The sequence below is a fragment of the Paenibacillus sp. Aloe-11 genome (assembly GCF_000245715.1).
GTDB classification, from domain to species: Bacteria; Bacillota; Bacilli; order Paenibacillales; family Paenibacillaceae; genus Paenibacillus; species Paenibacillus kribbensis.
The window spans coordinates 1-20,993 of sequence record NZ_JH601066.1 but is presented as its reverse complement, the minus strand read 5'-3'; the positions used below and the strand labels follow the sequence as shown (position 1 = coordinate 20,993).

Annotated in this window: 25 protein-coding genes; 20 read left to right on the top strand and 5 right to left on the bottom strand. The window is 46.5% G+C overall.

From position 1 onward, the window contains the following. Nucleotides 1-203: 203 nt before the first annotated feature. Nucleotides 204-626, top strand: a complete 423-nt coding sequence (locus WG8_RS20350) for a tetratricopeptide repeat protein (protein WP_007432116.1) — start codon at nt 204-206, stop codon at nt 624-626. A 231-nt stretch (nt 627-857) separates the two neighbouring features. Here the strand turns inward: WG8_RS20350 and WG8_RS20345 are convergent, their stop codons facing one another. The 3 genes from WG8_RS20345 to WG8_RS20335 all read right to left on the bottom strand — a co-directional run bounded on the left by WG8_RS20345 (nt 858) and on the right by WG8_RS20335 (nt 2,296). After that, nucleotides 858-1,178 (bottom strand): DUF5665 domain-containing protein, encoded by a 321-nt coding sequence (locus WG8_RS20345; protein WP_007432114.1) that lies wholly within the window; start codon nt 1,176-1,178, stop codon nt 858-860. Next, nucleotides 1,165-1,569 (bottom strand): YtxH domain-containing protein, encoded by a 405-nt coding sequence (locus WG8_RS20340; protein WP_007432113.1) that lies wholly within the window; start codon nt 1,567-1,569, stop codon nt 1,165-1,167. The genes WG8_RS20345 and WG8_RS20340 overlap by 14 nt, the downstream gene beginning before the upstream one ends. A gap of 499 nt (nt 1,570-2,068) precedes the next feature. After that, nucleotides 2,069-2,296 (bottom strand): DUF1128 domain-containing protein, encoded by a 228-nt coding sequence (locus tag WG8_RS20335; RefSeq protein ID WP_007432112.1) that lies wholly within the window; start codon nt 2,294-2,296, stop codon nt 2,069-2,071. Between the two features lie 120 nt (nt 2,297-2,416). On the opposite strand from WG8_RS20335, the gene yyaC reads away from it, so the two are divergent. Both yyaC and WG8_RS20325 read left to right on the top strand, forming a co-directional pair. After that, entirely contained in the window at nt 2,417-3,007 is a 591-nt protein-coding gene (gene yyaC, locus WG8_RS20330) for a spore protease YyaC (RefSeq protein ID WP_007432111.1), read from the top strand. An 88-nt stretch (nt 3,008-3,095) separates the two neighbouring features. Beyond that, nucleotides 3,096-3,884 (top strand): alpha/beta fold hydrolase, encoded by a 789-nt coding sequence (locus WG8_RS20325; protein WP_007432110.1) that lies wholly within the window; start codon nt 3,096-3,098, stop codon nt 3,882-3,884. A 173-nt stretch (nt 3,885-4,057) separates the two neighbouring features. Here the strand turns inward: WG8_RS20325 and WG8_RS20320 are convergent, their stop codons facing one another. Further along, entirely contained in the window at nt 4,058-4,624 is a 567-nt protein-coding gene (locus tag WG8_RS20320) for a pyridoxamine 5'-phosphate oxidase family protein (protein ID WP_007432109.1), read from the bottom strand. A gap of 374 nt (nt 4,625-4,998) precedes the next feature. On the opposite strand from WG8_RS20320, the gene WG8_RS20315 reads away from it, so the two are divergent. Continuing rightward, nucleotides 4,999-5,655 carry a DUF6483 family protein gene (locus WG8_RS20315; RefSeq protein WP_007432108.1) on the top strand — a complete coding sequence of 219 codons (657 nt, stop codon included), beginning with the start codon at nt 4,999-5,001 and terminating at the stop codon, nt 5,653-5,655. Then, nucleotides 5,642-6,856, top strand: coding sequence for a class I SAM-dependent methyltransferase (locus WG8_RS20310; RefSeq protein ID WP_007432107.1), 1,215 nt, complete (start codon nt 5,642-5,644; stop codon nt 6,854-6,856). Before WG8_RS20315 ends, WG8_RS20310 begins: the two co-directional genes overlap by 14 nt. Before the next feature lie 51 nt (nt 6,857-6,907). On the opposite strand, the gene WG8_RS20305 is transcribed toward WG8_RS20310, so the two are convergent. Beyond that, nucleotides 6,908-7,231 carry a hypothetical protein gene (locus WG8_RS20305; RefSeq protein WP_007432106.1) on the bottom strand — a complete coding sequence of 108 codons (324 nt, stop codon included), beginning with the start codon at nt 7,229-7,231 and terminating at the stop codon, nt 6,908-6,910. Between the two features lie 144 nt (nt 7,232-7,375). Here WG8_RS20305 and WG8_RS20300 point away from each other — a divergent pair, with 144 nt between their 5' ends. The 15 genes from WG8_RS20300 to WG8_RS20230 all read left to right on the top strand — a co-directional run bounded on the left by WG8_RS20300 (nt 7,376) and on the right by WG8_RS20230 (nt 20,604). After that, complete coding sequence (locus tag WG8_RS20300; protein WP_007432105.1) at nt 7,376-7,990, top strand: DedA family protein; 615 nt, start codon at nt 7,376-7,378, stop codon at nt 7,988-7,990. A gap of 1 nt (nt 7,991) precedes the next feature. Further along, entirely contained in the window at nt 7,992-8,561 is a 570-nt protein-coding gene (locus WG8_RS20295) for a thioredoxin family protein (RefSeq protein ID WP_007432104.1), read from the top strand. Nucleotides 8,562-8,564: 3 nt separating this feature from the next. Beyond that, entirely contained in the window at nt 8,565-9,194 is a 630-nt protein-coding gene (locus tag WG8_RS20290; RefSeq protein WP_007432103.1) for an MBL fold metallo-hydrolase, read from the top strand. A 242-nt stretch (nt 9,195-9,436) separates the two neighbouring features. Next, on the top strand, nt 9,437-9,646 hold the full coding sequence (locus WG8_RS20285; RefSeq protein ID WP_007432102.1) for a hypothetical protein: 210 nt from the start codon (nt 9,437-9,439) through the stop codon (nt 9,644-9,646). 91 nt (nt 9,647-9,737) lie between these two features. After that, the gene (locus WG8_RS20280) at nt 9,738-10,124 is read left to right on the top strand and encodes a hypothetical protein (protein WP_043891290.1); all 387 of its coding nucleotides are present in this window, start codon (nt 9,738-9,740) and stop codon (nt 10,122-10,124) included. A gap of 242 nt (nt 10,125-10,366) precedes the next feature. After that, entirely contained in the window at nt 10,367-10,654 is a 288-nt protein-coding gene (gene gatC / locus WG8_RS20275) for an Asp-tRNA(Asn)/Glu-tRNA(Gln) amidotransferase subunit GatC (RefSeq protein WP_007432100.1), read from the top strand. Nucleotides 10,655-10,681: 27 nt separating this feature from the next. Then, the gene (gatA, locus tag WG8_RS20270) at nt 10,682-12,139 is read left to right on the top strand and encodes an Asp-tRNA(Asn)/Glu-tRNA(Gln) amidotransferase subunit GatA (protein WP_007432099.1); all 1,458 of its coding nucleotides are present in this window, start codon (nt 10,682-10,684) and stop codon (nt 12,137-12,139) included. 26 nt (nt 12,140-12,165) lie between these two features. Beyond that, complete coding sequence (gene gatB / locus WG8_RS20265; RefSeq protein WP_007432098.1) at nt 12,166-13,611, top strand: Asp-tRNA(Asn)/Glu-tRNA(Gln) amidotransferase subunit GatB; 1,446 nt, start codon at nt 12,166-12,168, stop codon at nt 13,609-13,611. A 140-nt stretch (nt 13,612-13,751) separates the two neighbouring features. After that, complete coding sequence (locus tag WG8_RS20260) at nt 13,752-14,222, top strand: GNAT family N-acetyltransferase (protein ID WP_007432097.1); 471 nt, start codon at nt 13,752-13,754, stop codon at nt 14,220-14,222. A gap of 98 nt (nt 14,223-14,320) precedes the next feature. After that, a complete protein-coding gene (locus WG8_RS20255; RefSeq protein WP_007432096.1) occupies nt 14,321-15,034 on the top strand; it encodes an MgtC/SapB family protein in 714 nt (237 codons plus the stop codon). Between the two features lie 82 nt (nt 15,035-15,116). Further along, nucleotides 15,117-15,770, top strand: coding sequence for a hypothetical protein (locus WG8_RS20250; protein WP_043891302.1), 654 nt, complete (start codon nt 15,117-15,119; stop codon nt 15,768-15,770). Between the two features lie 7 nt (nt 15,771-15,777). Then, a complete protein-coding gene (locus WG8_RS20245) occupies nt 15,778-17,181 on the top strand; it encodes a DUF4097 family beta strand repeat-containing protein (RefSeq protein ID WP_007432094.1) in 1,404 nt (467 codons plus the stop codon). Between the two features lie 108 nt (nt 17,182-17,289). After that, nucleotides 17,290-17,721 carry a peroxide-responsive transcriptional repressor PerR gene (gene perR, locus WG8_RS20240; RefSeq protein ID WP_007432093.1) on the top strand — a complete coding sequence of 144 codons (432 nt, stop codon included), beginning with the start codon at nt 17,290-17,292 and terminating at the stop codon, nt 17,719-17,721. Nucleotides 17,722-17,900: 179 nt separating this feature from the next. After that, a complete protein-coding gene (locus WG8_RS20235) occupies nt 17,901-19,619 on the top strand; it encodes a glycosyl hydrolase family 18 protein (protein ID WP_007432092.1) in 1,719 nt (572 codons plus the stop codon). A gap of 106 nt (nt 19,620-19,725) precedes the next feature. Then, complete coding sequence (locus WG8_RS20230) at nt 19,726-20,604, top strand: nucleotidyltransferase-like protein (RefSeq protein WP_007432091.1); 879 nt, start codon at nt 19,726-19,728, stop codon at nt 20,602-20,604. The last annotated feature ends 389 nt before the right edge of the window (nt 20,605-20,993 follow it).

Genomic DNA, 20,993 nt, shown 5'->3' with positions numbered 1-20,993 from the left:
ACGGTTTCAAATATTTGACGTCACATCGTAAGGACACGTTATTCCAAATAGGGAAGCGTGTCCTTTTTTAAAATGAACAAGCGCAACAAATTGTAGCGGCTGCTTGGCAGTTACAATATACTTAGTTTGCATAATTAGCGTCTAGAAAAGTGGATTGTGTTAAATTCACAAATGAGATTTTATGACGGACAGGAGAGATCACGGTGCAACTTTCAGATTCCACCCATTCCGAAATCACCACTCTATCTAAACAAGGCGAAGATTTAGTGAAGGCAGGCGATCTTGAGGCGGGCAAGCATAAGTATGTTGCTGCCCTCCGCTTATTGCCGGAAAACCATCGCGAATGGGAGGCCGCTACCTGGTTATACGTGGCTATCGGGGATGTTCATTTTCGAATGAATAATTACGATAGGGCATTCAAGTGCTTTTTTAATGCTGTTCAGTGTCCGAAAGGGTTGGGCAGCCCCTATATTCATCTTCGGCTAGGGCAGCTATATTATGAACAGGAAAACCTCGAAAAGGCGACAGACGAGCTAACCCGTGCTTATATGGGTGCGGGTATTGAGATTTTTATGGAAGATGACCCAAAGTATCTTGAATTTTTGGAGACAAGCATAGAGCTTTGAAATTCCAGGTGGTTCAAGAGTTGATTGCGGTATTCAAGTGGCAGGTTAGGGGAGTATTGAACCGGATATTTGAGACGGGCCGTTTTGTGTCGTAGATATCTTGTGCAAATAACGGATACGTTAGTTCAATAGAACAGCGGTAGTCTAGGATTTTATTTTCTCGTCCTTGGGCTACCGCTGTTTTGGTTTCTGGCGTTAGACTAACTTGCTACGGGTTATGATTGAATCGTTTTAGCCTTGGCTCATTTTAATATATTCCAGCAATTCGGCAATAAAATCTCCGACGACCGGAAGGTTTAGCTGTACCAGGAAGCTAAGCAACCACGCGAGCAAGGCGAGTATGACCACTGTCCCCAACGTGAGGCCAAGTCCCCGTGCAATCCCTGCCGTCAGGTTACTCATAATTCTTCGTTTAGTACTGGAATAGTTCTCCAGAATATCACGAAATTCTGCTCTTTCCAGCGTATCTGCGATTTGATCTAGCCGTTTGTTAAGCCGCTTAATCTCGTGCCTCAGCTCAAAAGGATGCTCATTGACGCTAGGATGTTGCATTCAATTCCTTCTCCGACTCCTTGACTGCCTGGGCTGTTGCATCCATAATCTCTTGATCTGCCTTGGCTGCTTCATCAGCAACGTCGGCAGAAGCTCTGGCTACGCTGGATAAGATGATGTCTTTGCTGCCGGATACCGTTTTAGCCACATCTGCTGTTTTGGTAGAAACCGTTTTGGCCAAGTCCGTTGCTTTGCTGCTGACTACAGAGGCGACGTCTTTTGTTTTATCGGATACAATCGTCATTTTATCAGACAGTTCGCTGCGCAACTCACGTCCCGGCTTCGGTGCGAATAGCAGGGCTGCCGCAGCACCAATTAAACCTCCGATCAATAAACCCTTTGTAAAGCTTGAAGTATTGCCTGCCGTATTTTGATTGTCGATGTTATTCATGTCATATCACTCCTCTTATATAATAAAAAAATATATAAAAAACCATGCTGCTTTGGATGATGCGAAAGCTTCGTGTGCTGCTTTGTTTTGCTTACTTCGTATATAAACGCTGTGGCCTTGGGTGAAACAAAAAGCGATCCGGGTTCACTTACAGGCGGGGAGTGGAAGAAGGGGGAGAAGATTGCAGACACGCTCACCAGTAGAGCACGGGAACGGTAAATATCAGCCAAATGAACCCTGCCATATACCGATCATGTTGTACTATAAATTTAACGAATATAAGCTTGAAAGCAAAAACTTGACTAAGTCGCAGGCTGATTTGCCTTGAGTCAATGTATATGCAGCCTATAAAAAAATAAGGCTCGTATTCCGCCTGCACATTTGTTGATGCGACCGGAGATACGAGCCTTATTTACGAGCACAGCGCACGATCATGAGCAGTGTTGTCCCGAATGATAGGTCATAAGCTGGTTAAGCGACCTGTCGTACGGGCTGGTGGTCAGGATGGCTTGCGCAATCTGCCCAGCTCAGAGACGATGGCTTCAACCTCTGAGATACTCAGGTTAGGTTTGCTTATCACCATATCATAGACATCATGGATGTCCTCATATTGCTCCAGCGAGAAAGCGGAAGCTTGCATAGCAGCTCCACTCGCCATACGAAGCTTGGTTTTAATACCTTCAATCATATACTCAATGTTGGCATGAGACGGTACAGACAAATCCATTGTTAATGTTCCATCCTTTCATAACAGGGGAAGTTGCCTGTATTGTATCATGTTTTTGTTGTAGAATGTACTGAAAGCCAGAATGCCGATAAACAACGGAATCAAGGAGGATGGACAAAGGTGTCTTTGTATAATCGAGCTTCCGCATCCGGTCGCTCCCCCTTAGATCGTAATGTAGAAAAAACAGATCGTGAAGGACTCGCACCGTTCTTTCGGGAAATTCATGATCAGCATACTATAGATAAGCTGACCTTTGTTTGTATCGGTACGGATCGCTCGTCAGGTGACTCGCTGGGGCCGCTGGTCGGCACCATGCTTAAGGAGCAGGGGGTTCCACACGTCATTGGCACATTGACGGAGCCGTGTGACGCGGATCATCTGGTTTCGTATCTGGAGCGTATTCCCCAGGATCATCATGTCATCGCCATAGACGCTTGTCTTGGACAGCAGGGATCGACAGGGATGTTTCTTATTGCACGCGAGCCGTTGACTCCGGCCCGCTCCGTTGGATTGGCTCTGCCGTCTGTTGGACATTACAGCGTCGCAGCTATTGTGAACGAGCGTAGCCCCAAGCCCTATTGGACCTTGCAAATGACGTCGCTCCACCTCGTCATGACGATGGCTGCACATATTGCTAACGCTGCGGCTTGTGAGTTTGGGCTAAGAGCAGCCACGCAAGATTTTCCAGATGGATACCGTTTCAGATATTGATGTTCTGCTTAATAATATACATCAGCATGTTCTACTTACTAATATATTCAGCTCCAATAGACTATATACAGAGAAGGAAGGGTTTCACTTGAAAAAGGTATTGTGCAAAGGAACGACGATCTGCTATGCCGAACAGGGGAAAGGAGAGCCGATCATTCTGCTGCACGGATTTTGCGGAAGCTCTTCCTATTGGGATGAGGTTGTTCCATTGTTATCCCAAAGCTATCGGTGTATTGTTCCAGACCTGCGTGGACACGGGCGCAGCGATGCTCCACTCGGAGCCTATACCATTGATCAAATGGCAGATGATGTGCTTAAACTTCAAGAGCAGTTGGACATCCCGCAGGCTGCCTGGTTCGGTCACTCCCTAGGGGGCTATTTGACACTTTCCGCAGTACAGAGACATGCGGAGCGTCTTACAGTCTTTGGGCTGATTCATTCGACTGCTTATGCAGATACGGAGGAAGGCAAAGAAAAGCGGAACAAGGCTGTATCCACCATTCAAACAGAGGGGATTACGAGCTTTGTAGACGGGCTTGTACCTGGGCTGTTTGCTCCAGATCATGTAGAGTCTATGCCCGGACAGTTACTTAAAGCCAAAGAGATTGGCTATAAAACGCCGCCGAAAGGGGCTGTAGGAGCTTCACTGGCTATGCGTGAGCGTTCCGACCGTCGGGATGTACTGTCAGCTTCAGCCTTGCCGGTCCTTTTAGTGGCAGGTGAGCAGGATCATGCAGTTCCTCCAGCCCGCACATTTACAACGGATCGCACCGGGGTAACTCAGGTTACTATACCGAAAGTGGGTCACATGAGCCTGTTCGAAGCACCGGAATTATTAGCGGATGCCATCTCGTCATTTTTGGAACAAAATTTGTAGAAGTAAGCCTGAAGAAGAACTCAAAAATCGGGAACACCTGATATGACAATCAGATGCTCCCGATTTTTTTTGTGCTGTAAATTGGCTTTTAGTTATGACAATGACTACTATATACTCGGTTTATTGAGTTTCTGTCAGGTTTGTTGTAACCAGTTGGATAGTGTGTAAGGTGTCTAATTTATATTGCTTTTGTTCAAGGCAAACGCCGTCGGCAATCCGTCAATACTCTCCAAACTTTTCTCATAGTTATACTTTTTAAGGGCTTCTTCACCCATCTGAATCGCGACTTCCTTCAGCTTTTCCCGTTCGCTCGTGTATGTCATGAAGGGAACCGCAAAACCACATGAATTCTGTACCATGTGAATGTCCACAACAATGATTTGTCTTGCTCCGGGAAGCGGGGCGAAGAGAGGGTATAGCTCATTCCATTGCTGGGTATCGGGCAGCACGACGGCACCAGTTCCGTAGAGCTTTAATACACTGGGCGCGCCCTCAAATGCACAAAACATGATGGTTACCCGTCCATTCTCTACAATGTGGGCGCTTGTTTCGTTGGTGCTTCCCGCCAAGTCGAGATAGGCTACCCTTTGATCCGACAGAATACGCAAGGAATCATAACCTTTGGGGGAAAGATTAACATGCCCCTCCTTGGATAGTGGTGCTGATCCTACAAAGAAAACGTGCTGCCGCTGTATAAATTCTTGATATTCCGGTAATATCGAGCTGAATCGATTAGCCATGCTCAATCATCCTTTCTCATAAAATAATAATCAAGTAATTGTTTCTCGAGAAAATAAAATTCAATAATAGATTAAATAGATTATTGAATGTGATTCTATAATTTTGTTTCTTTCGAAACAAAATTAACATGATATTGACAGAGAAGCAATATTAAATTTTTAAAACATTCGTTATTGGCCAGTCCTATAATAGGCCATAAAGCAATGTACCCACTGTAACTCGGAATGTCACATGCCAGACGTGAGCATGCTGACTACTGGATCATTGGTTGCTGCATGACGGCGGCATTTGGCTTTTGCAGAAGGATGTCTTACAATCAGAAGGAACAGGGTTTCTGGTTGTCTAGGCATCCGGATGAAAGGAAGGGAACGGCTTGCTTAGAAAAGATTATTTGCTCAGTATGATGGAAGAATTGACATCCGCAGTAGCAACGGTGCTCGGTTTAAGGCGTGAAAATAAACACATCGAAGCGCTGAAGCAACTAGATGACCTGCTCAACAAGCAGTTTCGTCTTCGTTCAGATTTGCTCAGACGATTGCCACCGGAGCAGATAATTGAACTTTTCCGATTGGGCCCTGGAATTGAAGCGGATAAGCTGCAGCAGGTGGCTCGTATTTTGGAAGAAGAAGCCGTGATTTACCTGGAAACCGACAGAACAGACGAGGGAATACGGATCTTGATGAAATCACTTCATCTATATTTGTACAGCGATTCGAACGGCGCAGCTCGTGAACTACAGACTCTGCCTGAACGGATTGCGTGTATCGTAAATCTGGTGCGCGAATATGAGCTACCCCCTGAAACCAGCAGGCTGTTGGCTGCTTATTATGAGCGTGAGGACAGGCTGGATGAAGCTGCCGATGTTTGGTTCGGATTGGCATGGGAGCAGCCAGAGCTGCTGTCGGAAGCAAAGTCATTTTATAACGAATTACTGGATAAGACCAATGCGGAGCTGGAGCGGGGTGGAATTTCACGCCAGGAAGTCACCGAGGGTTTGGCCGAGATCACCCAATTACATGAAAGAAAGTGAGATGTACCTTTTGGATTCACTGCGTGAACTTATATACCAATTGACCACAGGAGGCTCTCTTATAACCGCGACGCTAAGTCAGCTTCGCAAACGGGAGGATGCTTCCTTTACTAAAGTACACATCAAGCCTGTGGAATTGAAAAACAAGCTGCATTACCAGTTTGCTTTTCATTACAGCAACAAAGTCATTCATGAAAACCTAACCCCTGACGAAGCCAATGCGCGCATGACCGCCTTGTTTGAGGAGACGTTCCGTCAAGGGCTTTTATGCGCCAAGGATGCGGACTATCAGGTGCTGATTAGCAAAAAATATAAAGTGTCCATTTTGACAAAATCACCGAGTAAAAGTAAAGCCGACCTGTCTCATAATCGCAAAAAGCAATATGTACTGGAGGAAGGGGAACTAATCCCGTTTCTGATTGAGCTGGGGATTATGAATGAGGACGGTAAGGTGCTGGCCCGTAAGTACGATAAGTTTCGTCAAATCAATCGTTTTCTCGAAATGGTGCAGGATGTATTGCCTAGCCTTCCCGTAGGCCGCCCATTGACGATTGTGGATTTTGGCTGCGGCAAATCGTACTTGACCTTTGCCTTGTATCACTATTTGGCTGTACAGCAAAAACGACCTTTGCAGATCGTCGGATTGGACTTGAAGGCAGATGTCATTGAAACCTGTAACCTTCTGGCGCAAAAGCTGCAATATCGCCAATTGGAGTTTCTGGTCGGTGATATTGCGGACTATAACGAGCTGGAGCAGGTGGATATGGTCGTTACCTTGCATGCCTGTGATACAGCCACGGACGCTGCGCTGGAAAAGGCTGTACGCTGGGGAGCGTCCGTCATTTTGTCGGTTCCATGCTGCCAGCATGAGCTGTTTAGCCAGCTGGAAAATCCGGTGCTGGAGCCGTTGCTTTCTCACGGTATCCTGAAGGAGCGTTTTTCTGCATTGGCAACGGATGGAATCCGGGCCAAGCTCCTGGATATGATGGGATATCGGACACAACTGCTTGAATTTATCGACATGGAGCATACACCTAAAAATATCCTGATTCGTGCCGTCAAAGGCCAAGCGGGAGAGAAGTCCGTTCTATGGCGTGAATACACGGAATTTCGGGATTTTATTCATGCTGATCCTTATTTGGAACGCGCGTGTGCAGATTTGCTTCCCGAAGGAGCAGGGAAGACGCAGACACATCGTTAAGGAATATCATAAAAGTGGGGCCACTATGGAGCGGCTCCACTTTTTTTGCTTCTATCCGCCATAGGCACTTCTAAAAGCAGTGCACAAAGCATCGCGATCCACCTTCCATAATGCCGCGAGCTCCTCACTGACATCTTCGTCCCACCAGTCGCACAGTAGTTTGCGGTTGCTACGGTTTTCAGCAATCCAGATGAGGTGTCCGACGACTTTGCGATAGTACAGCTCCTCGCCCTGCTTGACCAGATCAGGAGCAATGTGAACGGGCAGGCGCTTGCGTGCTCGGTATAGCTCCTTGCTGCATGCGCGCCTGATACCACGGGCTGTGGGTAAACGGGATTGTGGGTTGTCATGTTTGGGTAATTTGCCGGGAGGCATATCGTACCCCCTCCTCTCTCCCACAGCTTATGCGGACAGAAGACCAGGGGTCACTAACTCCCTGTTTGAGCAAAGTGGCGACTTGTTTAGCCGCTGTGATAAACTAATGAAAATAGAGCAAAAAGGCAGGGAGTGGGCAGAGAGATGGACTATATATCTGGCATCATTAATTATTTGTTTGAGATTATTCGCAGTCTTGGATATTTTGGTATTATGCTTGGATTGATGGTTGAGGTCATACCAAGTGAAATTGTTCTCGCATATGGTGGTTTTTTGGTGTCCTCGGGCCATATTAATTTCTTTGGTGCGGTCTTGTTTGGTACCATTGGCGGGGTGCTGGCTCAGCTGTTTATTTATTGGATTGGACGTTATGGCGGCAGACCGGTATTGGATAAGTACGGCAAATACATACTTATCAAAAAAAGTCATGTGGACCACGCCGAGGCTTGGTTCAACAAATACGGCACAGGGGTTATTTTCACAGCTCGTTTTATCCCCGTTGTGCGTCACGCAATCTCAATCCCTGCCGGGCTCGCTCGAATGAACGTATGGCGCTTTATTATTTTGACGACGCTGGCGATTATACCTTGGTCTGTTCTGTTTATTTATTTAGGTATGCTGCTAGGAGACAAATGGGAGCAAATTGATGAAGTGGCTGCACCTTATATCAAACCGATTTTGCTGGTTGCGCTTGCGCTCCTGATCATTTATTTTGTCATCAAATGGGTTATATCCAAAAACAAAAAAGGAAGTGCATAACATGAGCCGTACTAACGTATCGCAATATTTCGGAAAGGGCTTAAGCCCTGAGCAGTTTATGGAGGGAATGGAAAAGAACAAGGAAGCTTTCCGCTCCGGGTACGATCAGTTTGTGTGGAACAGCGAAGAGGACCGGGAGTATTTTGAAAGCTTGAACCATCGGGATGATCTGCGTGTGCTTATTTTGGCTGCCGACTGGTGTGGCGATGTAGTACGCAACGTGCCGGTTGTATTCCGTGCGCTGGAGAATAGCGGCATTCCAACCGAAGTATTGATTTTGGAAAATCACCAGGAACTGATGGACGACTTCCTGACCATGGGCGGACGTGCAGTGCCGATTGTGATTTTTACCGATACAGGGGGCCACGTACTTGGTCACTGGGGACCGCGTCCTGCGCATGTCCAACAAATCATGATCGAGTTCAAACGTGAGAATCCGGATCGGGAAGCTGATGATTATCAAGAAAAAATTGCGGTGGCTCGCAAAGAAATGGCTGAAAAATATGGGGAGGGAACCGAGTCTCATCCTGTAATTATTCAGGAATTGCGCGAGCTGATCTCGGGATTTTAACTCATGACGTTATCCATTCGCAGCTTTAATCTCGGCCCACTCCAAACGAATGCTTATTTGCTTCAAGGGGATGATCCGCAGCGTGCCGTTATTATTGATCCAGGGATGAATCCAGGCGCTTTGCTGAGAGCTATTGAACCCCTGACCATTGAGGCGATCTTGCTGACTCACGCCCATTTTGACCATATCGGTGGGGTAGAGGCGATCCGCAATGCCAAAGGATGCCCGGTTTACCTGCACGCCCTGGAGCAAGACTGGCTGACATCTCCCAAGCTGAATGGCTCCCTGATGTGGCCGGAGGCGTCGCCACCGATCTCGACGGAGCCTGCCGAATATGATTTGGCGGAAGGCCAGCAATTGAACCTGATCGGGCATACATTCAAGGTGTTCCATACACCGGGGCATTCACCTGGCAGCGTGAGCTTTTTGTGCGGCAAGGATCTTTTTTCCGGGGATGTGCTATTTCGTCAAGGCGTCGGTCGTACGGACCTGCCTGGCGGTCGGGAACGTGATTTATTTGATTCGATTCAGAATAAATTGTTCCCGCTTGGAGATGACGTTACCGTGTATTCCGGTCACGGCCCGAAAACATCCATCGGCTATGAAAAAGCCAATAATCCGTATATTCGGTAAAATGCATGCACGTTTCAATTGGGGCAGAGCCAAAGTTGTGACAGGTTTTGCTCCTTTTCGACAACAAATTATAAATTATGTATAGACAAAGGTTTTTATTTTTGTTAACATAAATTTATTGAAGTTACATACTAAACTCGCGAAGCACGCAAGCTGTGGATGAATCCCGGTTTGCGTTCTTTTTTTTGCCCATTAAGAGGATAAAGAGGCATGAGGCCGTCAGATCACAAGGGGGAGCAAGAATGAAAAGAAAACATATATATGGGTTACAGCGTGAGAGTGGAGAAAGCCTCCGTTTTTCTAATATAGCAGGGGATGAAGCATCCGTGGTAGGCTCTGAGCCGAAGGTCGTAACATGGAAGAAGGTAACCAGACGAGCCTGCACCTATACGCAAAAATGGCATGTAAGGCTAAATGAGCACAGGCTGGGGCGTGGAGGCGGTCAATTTTAAGTACAATTTTAAGAACTGTAGATGATATAGACAAGCTACTTATTTTTTAGTAGACTTAGCAGATAAGTTCAGACAAACGGGGGGGCTAACGATGCATCATTTAGGAGCTAGAATTATGATCGTCGCGGATGCTTTTGAGCAGAATCTTCCTGTGGGCGAACACGGTTTTATCATTGCTTACGATCGTAATGCGGACAATGCTTTTGACTATGTCATTCGCGTCCCGAAGGTGAATCGCAACTTTTTTGTACCTTCCGGGGACATCGAGCTGGAAGAAAGTATTCTGAAGCTGGAAGCCGAGCGAATTGAGCGTGAAGCGCTGATAGATTACGCCCTTGCTACTCATAATGAGAAACTGTTCAAGCATGTGATGAACGGTGGTCTTGATTCGGTAGAGGCTGAGGAAGAAGAAACCGCGGCAGAGTTGTTGTCACAGGCTGATTTTATCAAACAAGTCAATTTACGTGCTTGGATATAGGAGTCGGCCAGTGCTGACTCTTTTCAGGAATATATAACGGCACGATCTCGTTCCTATAGTTTTCGTGAAAGGCACCGAGAGGTGCTTTTTTTATATCCGTTTAGCAATATTTATCTCATTGACGTACAGTTTGCTTCTGTGCCGCGTCAAAGATTGAATTGTAAAAGGTTCTATCCTATAATTAAAAACGTTATTTCAAAGTTCGGTGCAGCATTTTTTGATATACATGAGGAGGGTATTATATGAACATTTCCACGGAAGATGTCCGTCACGTAGCCAGGCTGTCCCGGTTGAATCTGACCGCGGCCGAAGAAGAAACGATGACAGGGCAATTGAACGCCATTCTCCATTATGCGGAGAAACTGAATGAGCTGGATACGGAGCAGGTAAAACCGACCACTCATGTACTGCACGTCAGCAATGTCATGCGGGACGACGAAGTTCGCGACAGTTTGACACAGGAGCAAGTCATGCGCAATGCACCTGAAGAAGAAGACGGACAGTTTAAAGTTCCTGCTGTTTTGGAATAGATTTTACATTTGAAAGGAGGATGCAAATTGAGCTTGTTCAATAACACATTGCCGGAAATACATAACAAGCTGCATCAAAAGGAAATTTCTGTGAGTGATCTGGTGGGACACGCTCTGGAGACGATTGGTGCGCGCGAAGACAAGATCAGGGCTTACATCACCGTTGACGAGGAACAGGCCCGTGCATCCGCACGGCAGCTGGATGATCAGCTGGTTTCGGGAGAGGAACGCGGGTTGTTGTTTGGCCTGCCTGTCGGTATTAAGGATAATATCGTGACGGAAGGGCTGCGTACAACATGTGGCAGTCAGTTTTTGAAAAATTTTAATCCTGTGTATGATGCCACGGTTGTCCACAAATTACGAGCAGCCCAAACCGTAACACTTGGTAAAATGAACATGGATGAATTCGCTATGGGTGGCTCTAACGAGAACTCCAGCTTTTTCCCGGCGCGTAATCCATGGGATCTGGAACGTGTACCTGGTGGTTCCAGTGGGGGTTCAGCGGCGGCCGTAGCAGCGGGTGAGGCTTATTTCACCCTTGGCTCTGATACAGGCGGTTCCATTCGCCAGCCCGCTTCTTATTGCGGTGTAGTGGGTCTGAAGCCAACCTACGGTCTGGTATCACGTTTTGGATTGGTGGCCTTTGCCTCCTCTTTGGACCAAATTGGCCCCATCACCAAAAATGTTCAGGATTCGGCGTATATCCTGCAGGCGATTGCAGGCTATGATCACAAGGACTCCACTTCTGCGAAGGTTGATGTTCCTGATTATTTGAACGCTTTGACTGGAGATGTAAAAGGACTTCGCATTGCTGTGCCTAAGGAATACCTTGGTGAGGGCGTCGATCCACAGGTTAAGGAAAAGGTGCTGGATGCACTGAAAACGCTGGAAGGACTGGGCGCGGTATGGGAAGAAGTGTCTCTCCCTCACACCGAATATGCGGTAGCTACATATTACCTGCTGGCTTCATCCGAAGCGTCCTCCAATCTGGCCCGTTTTGACGGCGTGCGCTACGGTGTACGTTCTGATAATCCTGACAACCTGCTTGATCTGTATCATCAGTCTCGCACGCAGGGCTTTGGCCCTGAGGTGAAGCGCCGGATTATGCTTGGGACCTATGCGCTCAGCTCCGGGTACTATGATGCTTATTATCTGAAAGCTCAAAAAGTACGCACGCTGATTAAACAGGATTTTGACCGTGTATTTGAGCAATATGATGTTATTATCGGACCTACCGCACCGACAACTGCTTTCAAAATCGGTTCGCAGGTGGATGATCCATTGACCATGTATTTGAACGATATTTTGACGATTCCGGTGAGCTTGGCCGGGGTGCCGGCCATCAGCATTCCTTGTGGTCTTGCAGATGGACTGCCGGTCGGACTGCAAATTATCGGGAAAGCCTTTGATGAGTCTTCCGTGCTGCGTGTAGCGCATGCATTTGAACAAAATACCGAATTTCACAAGCAGCGCCCACAGCTGTAATTTAGCGAAAAGGAGGGAACCCATTCATGTCTACAACAACATCCAAATATGAGACGGTCATCGGACTTGAAGTCCATGTGGAATTGCATACTAAGTCTAAAATATTTTGCGGATGCTCGACATCCTTCGGAGCGCCGCCCAACTCCCATACATGTCCAGTATGTCTCGGACATCCAGGGGTATTGCCGGTATTGAACCGTCAGGCCGTCGATTATGCGATGAAAGCAGCGATGGCGCTCAATTGTACCATTGCTGATGTGAGCAAGTTTGATCGCAAAAACTATTTTTACCCCGATTCACCGAAGGCTTACCAAATCTCGCAATATGATCAACCCATCGGCGAAAACGGCTGGATTGATATTGAGGTGAACGGTGAGACCAAACGTATCGGCATTACCAGACTGCATCTGGAAGAAGATGCAGGTAAATTAACCCATGTGGATGGCGGCTATGCGTCCCTGGTTGATTTTAACCGGGTCGGCACGCCACTGGTCGAAATCGTTTCGGAGCCGGACATATCTTCACCGGAAGAAGCCAAGGCTTATCTGGAAAAAATACGCGCCATCATGCAGTATTGCGATGTATCCGACGTGAAGATGGAGGAAGGCTCACTTCGCTGTGACGCGAATATCAGTCTTCGTCCGTGTGGACAAAAAGAGCTGGGAACCAAAGCGGAACTGAAAAACATGAACTCCTTCCGTGGCGTACAGCGCGGACTGGAATATGAGCAGTTCCGGCAGGAGCAGACGTTGGAGGAAGGCGGAACGATTGTACAGGAGACACGTCGTTGGGATGAGGCCCAAGGTAAAACCCTGTCCATGCGTGGTAAGGAACAGGCGCATGATTATCGTTATTTCCCGGACCCGGATCTCGTTACACTGCATATTGATGAGGAATGGAAAGAGCGCATCCGTGCTTCGATTCCTGAACTGCCTGACCAGCGTAAAGCACGCTACACTTCAGAATATGGGTTACCCGAGTATGATGCGCAGGTGATTACGTCCTCCAAGCCATTGGCTGATTTGTTCGAGGATAGCCTTCAATACACCAAGGATGCCAAGGCAGTATCCAACTGGATTATGGGGGATTTGCTTGGCTATTTGAACAGTGCCAGTGTAGAGCTGTCGCAGGTTAAGCTGACGGGTCGGGGCTTGGGTGAAATGATCGGACTGCTGGAGAAGGGAACAATCAACAGTAAAATCGCTAAAACGGTCTTCAAGGAAATGCTGGAGAGTGACAAACTGCCACAGCAAATTGTTGAAGAAAAAGGGCTAGTGCAAATCAGCGATGAGGGCGCGGTCCTGACGATCGTCGAACAGGTTGTAGCGGCTAACCCGCAATCGGTTGAGGATTACAAAGCCGGCAAGCAAAAGGCTATCGGCTTCCTGGTCGGTCAAGTGATGAAGGAGAGCAAGGGCAAAGCAAACCCTGGTCTCGCCAATAAGTTGCTGACAGAAGTGCTGAACCGCTAATGGCATAGATTTGACAGGGGGCTTGTCTTTTAGGGACAGGCCTCTTTTTGCATAGACGAGAGAAGCAGTTGAATGAAAACGGAAAACGAGCTTTAGAAGCGTGATGGCACATTATGAGTTTCCTTTAGGAGGGAAAACAGATGGTTACCCTATGTTCATTGAAAGACGATGATATCGTAAACCAGATATGGCGTCTTCAGCACGTTGCTTATAGGCTGGAAGCGGAGCGAATTGGGTTTGAGGAGATTCCGCCCCTCATGGATACATTGGATACGCTGAAAAGCTGTGGTGAGTCCTTTTATGGCTGGGTAGAGGACGACGAGCTGCTGGGCGCGCTGGCTGTGCAGTCTGAGTCGCCCGATTCGCCCGATTCGCTTACTCTTACGCGTATGATGGTTCATCCGGATCATTTTCGCAAAGGGATTGCGGACTCCTTAATGAAGCATGTTTTGAATGAACATCGTCATATACCGCTGTTTATCGTCTCCACAGGAACTTTAAATACACCCGCAGTGGCACTCTATCAAAAACATGGCTTTCGTCCCGTGTCAGCGGCTGAGGTTGCCCCAGGCGTGGAATTAACCACTTACCATTTGCATAATGTGAAGTGACGTTGTGACACCTTTGAATCAGCAGTGAACATACACACAAGCTTACAAACCGCGCACCTGATGAGAGGAGCGCGACATCACCGGGAGGAGAGATTCGAGTGAATAATCCGTGGATTATCGATGATTCACATATCATTTTACGGCTTGTACTATCCATGCTTCTCGGTGGATTCATTGGCTTTGAACGTGAACGCTCTAATCACGCTGCCGGTTTGAGAACCCATATTATGGTCAGCCTGGGTTCGACACTGATTATGCTGCTCTCCATCTATGGTTTTGACGATTTTATTAGAGAAACCAATGTGCGCGTAGATCCAGCCCGTTTGGCTGCAGCGGTGATTACTGGCGTAGGCTTTTTGGGCGCAGGGACAATCTTGTTTACTGGCAAAGCCATCACCGGCTTAACAACAGCCGCTTCCATTTGGGTCGTGGCCGCTATTGGCCTAGGTGTTGGAGCGGGTTTTTATTTTCCGTCTATTGTAGCGACGGTGCTTGTGTTTTTAAATTTAAGGGTATTTAACAAAGTCGAACTGCGATATATGCGTGGACGCACAAGTCACCTGATTACTTTGTACGGATTGTCCTCTCATGGATTACTGGAGCAAATTTCGAATTATTTAAAACAAGAAAAAGTAGAAATACGCAAAATAACGATTAAAGAACATGAGCATGTCCCTTTTCATGAAGTGCACCCTAATCGGCAAAGTATGGAGGTCTCTTTGGAAGTATTGGCCAGCCACGATTTTGATCCAGTGCGTACTGCAGCTGAGCTTCGACAGTGGGAAGATGTAGCGGCAGTTTCCGTGGAATGATGGGTTGCCGCATTTTTTCCCAGTTACTCTTACATCCGATTGGGGTACTATTTAACCATCAATGTATTCTAACGGAACACGTATGGAATTCAAAGGGGAGGATGGCATGAACTCGGAACAACCGTTACCTTCTAGAGAATCCCGGCGTCTACCAGAGCCTGAACAGCGGGAACACCCCTTACAGGGGAAGCGTCTAAAATACGCTAAATTTCGCAAAGTGATTGCCATTATCATGGCGGCATTAATACCTGGACTGGGGCATCTATTTTTGGGATTGTTTATTAGGGGGCTTACATTTATTGTATTGCTCCTGCTAGATATTTTTGCGATGCTGTATGTTTCCTCTGACGGCCTAAGGATCAACATCCCGTTGCTTATCTTGCTTGGATTATTTATCCCTGTCTTATATTTTTACAATGTGTATGACGTCTTACAATCAGCGGATTATATGGTTCGTTATCGTCGCAAGCCGGATCGTTATTCACGAATGGATGCCAGAGGTCACCAAAGCAGTCCTTTTTATGCATGGGAGAGAGGCTTGGCTTTTGCTGTACTGCTGGTCGCAGGCGGTGGACTTATGATTTTGTTCCGCATGAAGCCTCGCTGGCTGAGTATTTTTTTTGAGGATTACGGCTTCCTGACGCTGGCTATTTTATTGATACTGATTGGATTATTCATTTTTCTGCGGGAAATTGTCCTGTCCTTTAAGCGGAAAAAATTAAAGGAAAGAGGGTGAGGCTGGCGTGCACCGCAAAACAAGAGTCGGGCGCTACACCTCATCGCTTCTGTTGATGGCTGTAGGTGTTCTGCTTATCTTAGATGTGCTTCAAAGTACTGAATATATGCTGCAGCTTCTTGTATGGTGGCCTGTCATTTTCGTGCTTTGGGGACTGGAGTACCTTATTTTTTTTGGTGTGTACTACCGCAAAGAAGGCAAGTCTGACAATGGTCGGCGTTTCAGGCCAGATCTGAAAGGGATTATCTCTGCTTTGGTAGTAGCCGCTTCGGTTTTTATCGTGACTCAGCAAAATCATTATATGTACCTGTGGAACCGGGTCAGTCTCAATCTGACGTCAGCCTCCATGGATTTTAGCCAGGCTAAAGAGAACCGGTATGATATGGGGGGTGTGCTGGTGTCCGTAACCATGCAGACGTCCGATTTGGTGGTTGAATCAGTTAATGGTGATATAACGCTGATCAGACGACCTGTGTCCAATATAGAGGTACATGGGACCCTGTGGGTGGACCAAGCACCTGCTGCCCAAGCGGACAAGATTGCCCAAGCTTCCTCACTGACTTCCACTGACGGCAAAACCATCCAGATCCGTCCAGAGGTTCAGCCATATGGGGCATCCAGCAAGCGTCAGCCCCGTATGAATTTGCTGATTACAGTACCGGAGGATCGGCGCTTCAATATGCAGATCAGAACCTCCAACGGGAATATTACCCTGAACGGAGTAGATGCCATCGACAATATCCGGCTTGAGAGCGGCAATGGGAATCTCATAGTCAATGATGCTATCGGTAATGTCAAAGGGTCTACCCTGAATGGTCAGGTCAAATTGCACCGGATTACCGGAGACGTGGATATGCGAACCAACCGTGGCGACATGCAGGCAGGGGGTATTGAAGGGGCTGTGTCGCTGTACACGGTGGTAGGCGATATTCAGCTTGCACGCTCAAAAGGGGATATCACGACGGATACGCAGAATGGTGACATCAATGTGCTGGACTCTACAGCCAAGCTGAATGCAAATTCGCTTAATGGTGCAATCAAGGTGAATAGCGAGCAGGTAGGCGGGGATTGGAAAATATACAGCGCCGTCGGCGATATTGTTTTAGATCTTCCATCGAACGGAGATTTTCAGCTAGAGGGCTCCAGCAGTTATGGCAATCTTCAATCCGAGTTTCCATTTAAGATAGACAGTAAAAGTATTTCAGGCCAAAATGGGACAGGCAAATATGTGATCAACGTAGAGGGCAACAGTAATTTAATGATTAAAAGGATACTGATGCCGATGTTGCCTGGTTTGAATGAGTCCGGGAAACCGACTGTGCCTGGCATAGCTGAAGACTCTTCAGATGGTTCGGAAGCTTCTATTACAGATACCTCCACAGAGACATCTGGCAATACGACGGCGCGTTGACAAGAAACTTCGGTAGACCGTACAATGTGAGTATGTCTAAAATGGGTTGTCAATAGATGGGTTATACATGGATAGAATCGTAAGTAAGGGATAAGGCGGTGGACATATATGGCAGCACACGTCCAGCATGCTTTGGAACTTCTGAAGAAGACAGGTGTACGCATAACACCCCAGCGCCATGCCATATTAAACTATTTGATGGAATCTATGGGGCATCCGACTGCAGATGAAATATATCGAGCACTCGAATCCAAGTTTCCAAGCATGAGTGTGGCTACGGTTTATAATAACTTAAAGATGTTTATAGAAGCGGGTATGGTACATGAGTTGACCTATGGAGATAACGCCAGTCGTTACGATGCTAATGTTTCGGAGCACTATCATATCATTTGTGAAAAATGCGGGAAAATTGAAGATTTCAGTTATCCGTATTTGGCTGATGTGGAAGGCCATGCCGCGTTGGAGACAGGCTTTGAGGTGCGTGGACATCGTATGGAGTTATACGGAGTATGCAAAGATTGCAACAACAAACAAACATAGCGAAACAAGGAATAGAAGTTTTTTTGTGAGGTATGCATATATTGTAATAGGTTGGAAACGTGAGGAATTCCCCATAAGCGGGGATTTACCGCGTTTTTTTGTTTAAATCACTTTTTAAAAGTGTTCTGTTAGAATTATGATATCCAGAAATCCAAAGTTTCTATAATGGAGGTTCAATATTGGCCAGAAATCATTCCAGACGCCGCCGTAAGCGTTCACGATTCAAAGCAGCGCCAGGCTTGCTACTGTTAGCAGCGATCATCTGCACTATTACTGTCGTAAAGTATGGTAATCCCTTGCATGAGAAACCTGATTGGCAAGGCAGCGTGCGTCCTATTTTTATCCAGGGCAAGTTAACCGGGTATGAGGCTCAGAGCTCTGGCAAGAATATGCTGATTCCGCTTAAGCTAGTGCAAAAACAAATTGATCCTGCAATTCGATATGAGGATGAGAATCAGACCATCATTTTGGCGACAAGACAAAGCTTGCTTCATATGAACGTTGCGAAGTCACAAGGAGAACTGAATGGTAAAGCATATGCGCTGACTGCTGCCCCTCAAGTGATTAGCGGTGAGTTGTACATCCCTATACAAGCTGTTCGTGAAGTATACGGTGTGTCCGTTCACGAAGATCCGGTGACAGGTGCAGTCATTCTGATGAAAGCCGGGGATAAAGTCAAACTGGGAAGTGTAGAAAAGAAAGATGGGGGGCAGGATGCTAAAATCGCTTTGCGTAAAGAAGCCTCCAGCCTATCTTTTATTTTGACAGATATATCTCAGCAATCGAAGGTACGTATTTGGTCCAAACAGGGTGATTGGTATTTTGTCCAATTGGATAATGGCTATGCAGGATACGTTAAGATGGACAATGTTTCAGAAGGGGGAGAGCTTGCGGTTCCTTCAGTTAAGGATGTTGTGTCCACCTCGGAGAAGCATTGGGAGGGCAGACCCGTTAATCTGGCTTGGGAGGCCGTCTATAATCGTAAGCCTAATCCTTCTACATTTGATCCTATGCCCGGGGTCAATGTAGTGAGTCCCACATGGTTCAGTATCATTGATCAGGAGGGTACTGTAGAAAGCAAGGCTGATCCGGCTTATGTCAGTTGGGCGCATCGCAAGGGGATGGAGGTATGGGGCTTGCTGAGCAACAGCTTTAATCCCGAATTAACAACAGAAGCATTGTCTACCTTCGAACGGCGTAAGTCTATTGTAGATCAGATGATTTCATTTGCCCAAGAATATGATCTAGACGGCATTAATATTGATTTTGAAAATGTTCATACGAAGGACGGCCCCAATGTTACCCAATTTTTGCGGGAGCTTAAGCCAATGGCTCGGGAACATGATTTGATATTGTCCGTTGATGTTACGCCCAAATCTCAAAGTGAGATGTGGTCTGCTTTTTTGGATCGAAAATCATTGGGAAGTATTACAGATTACCTTATGGTAATGGCGTATGATGAACATTGGGCTGCCAGTCCCGAGGCTGGTTCTGTAGCCTCGCTGCCGTGGACGAAAGCGTCGATTAAGCGAATCCTTCAGGAGGACGAGGTCCCGCCGCAAAAAGTAGTTTTGGGAATTCCGTTATATACCCGTGTATGGTCCGAGACTCCTGAAAAAGGGAAAATTAAGGTTAGCTCCAAATCACTTGGCATGGATTCAGCAGCAGCCATCGTAGAGAAATTTAAGTTAAAGCCTAAATTCAGAGCTTCGGAAGGCCAAAATTATGTGGAGTATACTGAAGACGGTGTGGTCAAAAAGATTTGGCTGGAGGATCGGGTGTCTCTGGGGGCGAGAGTGGAGCTTGCCAAATCCCTGAAGCTCGGGGGAATTGGTGTGTGGAATCGGACCTTTGCAGATGAAAACGCATGGGAAACTTTAAAAGAAATAAGTAAATAAGTATAAAAAATTATACAATTGAAGAAGGAAGTTGCTTCTTTATGTAGAAGTGTTCACATATATTCAAATTTAGCGGTTAAGCCGCCTTGCATGTATGGAGGGAGAAGTGCAGCAAACCAAATTAAGCTTGATGTATGATGAATTGTTGCAGAAAAATTCAATAGGAGTTATTTCGTACAGAAAGCCGGGAGAGTATTTCCACGGAGCGATGTTGTACGATTTTGATGAACTCATTCTAATTATTGGAGAAGGTCAGCAGCCAGTCCGGTTCATACAGCATTTACTTATTGATGGATTAAGATGTCAGGTGTTGTATGCAACACTTGCTTGTCTGAAGGGCTGGATTATTGCTGGCGAACAAGCCAACGTTATAGATTATTTGCTGGAAGGTCATATCGTTTGGGAGCGGGATGATAGGGTCCGTCTTTTAAGAGAGGAAATTGTCGAATTCAACGATCCGTTGCGGGAGCAGAAGAGGTTTCATGAGTTTTCCCGCTTTCTGGTCAATTACGTTCATGGTAAAAAAGCGATGCGAGAAGGTCGGACTATTGACGCGTATCAAAGTGTCTTGAAGGCGCTGGATCATTGGGCCTCAATTGAACTTATTGAGCGGGGGATTTATCCGAAGGTACATCTATGGCTTCAGGTACAGCCGTTGGATCGGACGGTCTATAAGCTGTATAACGAGCTCACATTAAGTACGGAAACGCTGGAGCAGCGGATTGAGCTGGTACTGCTTGCTTGCGAATTTTCAGTCATGTCTAAAATGAAAGAGTGCTCTTCCCCGCTATTCCGTATATTAGGGAGCAGACGGGAGCCTTGGTCTATAGATGAACTCATTAATCATCCTGAGCTAAAAAATCTCCAATTGGATCTTACCGTCGTGCTTCGCAAATTGGTGTATCGTTCACTTATTAAAGAATCAGCTACTGGGAACTTTAGATATCACGGACATAGTCGTGAACTGCGCTACTCTCTTATTTGATGAATAAGAGCTGATAGGTCAGGAAGAAAGGTCGTCGAGCTGGCTTTTCTTCCTTTTTTTATACGGTTGAAGTAGTGGGTGGCTTAAAACACATATTAATTATTAATTTAGGTTGACGAGTATATAAAATATGTGATAAGTTATAACTCGCCCCATGAAGCAGCATGAATAATTTAGTACTGTTTAAAGCAGGATAAGCGTGTTGCATCAAGCGAAAATTTAAGTGAAAAAATAAATTTCAAAAAAGTGCTTGACGAAAAAAGGGGTTATGTGTTACATTATTTAAGTCGCCGCTGAGACGCGGTGGTGAAGCAAAGCAAGGACAAAAGCAAGATATGATGCAGGTTTGATCTTTGAAAACTGAACAACGAGTGAGTACGGATTTTGCT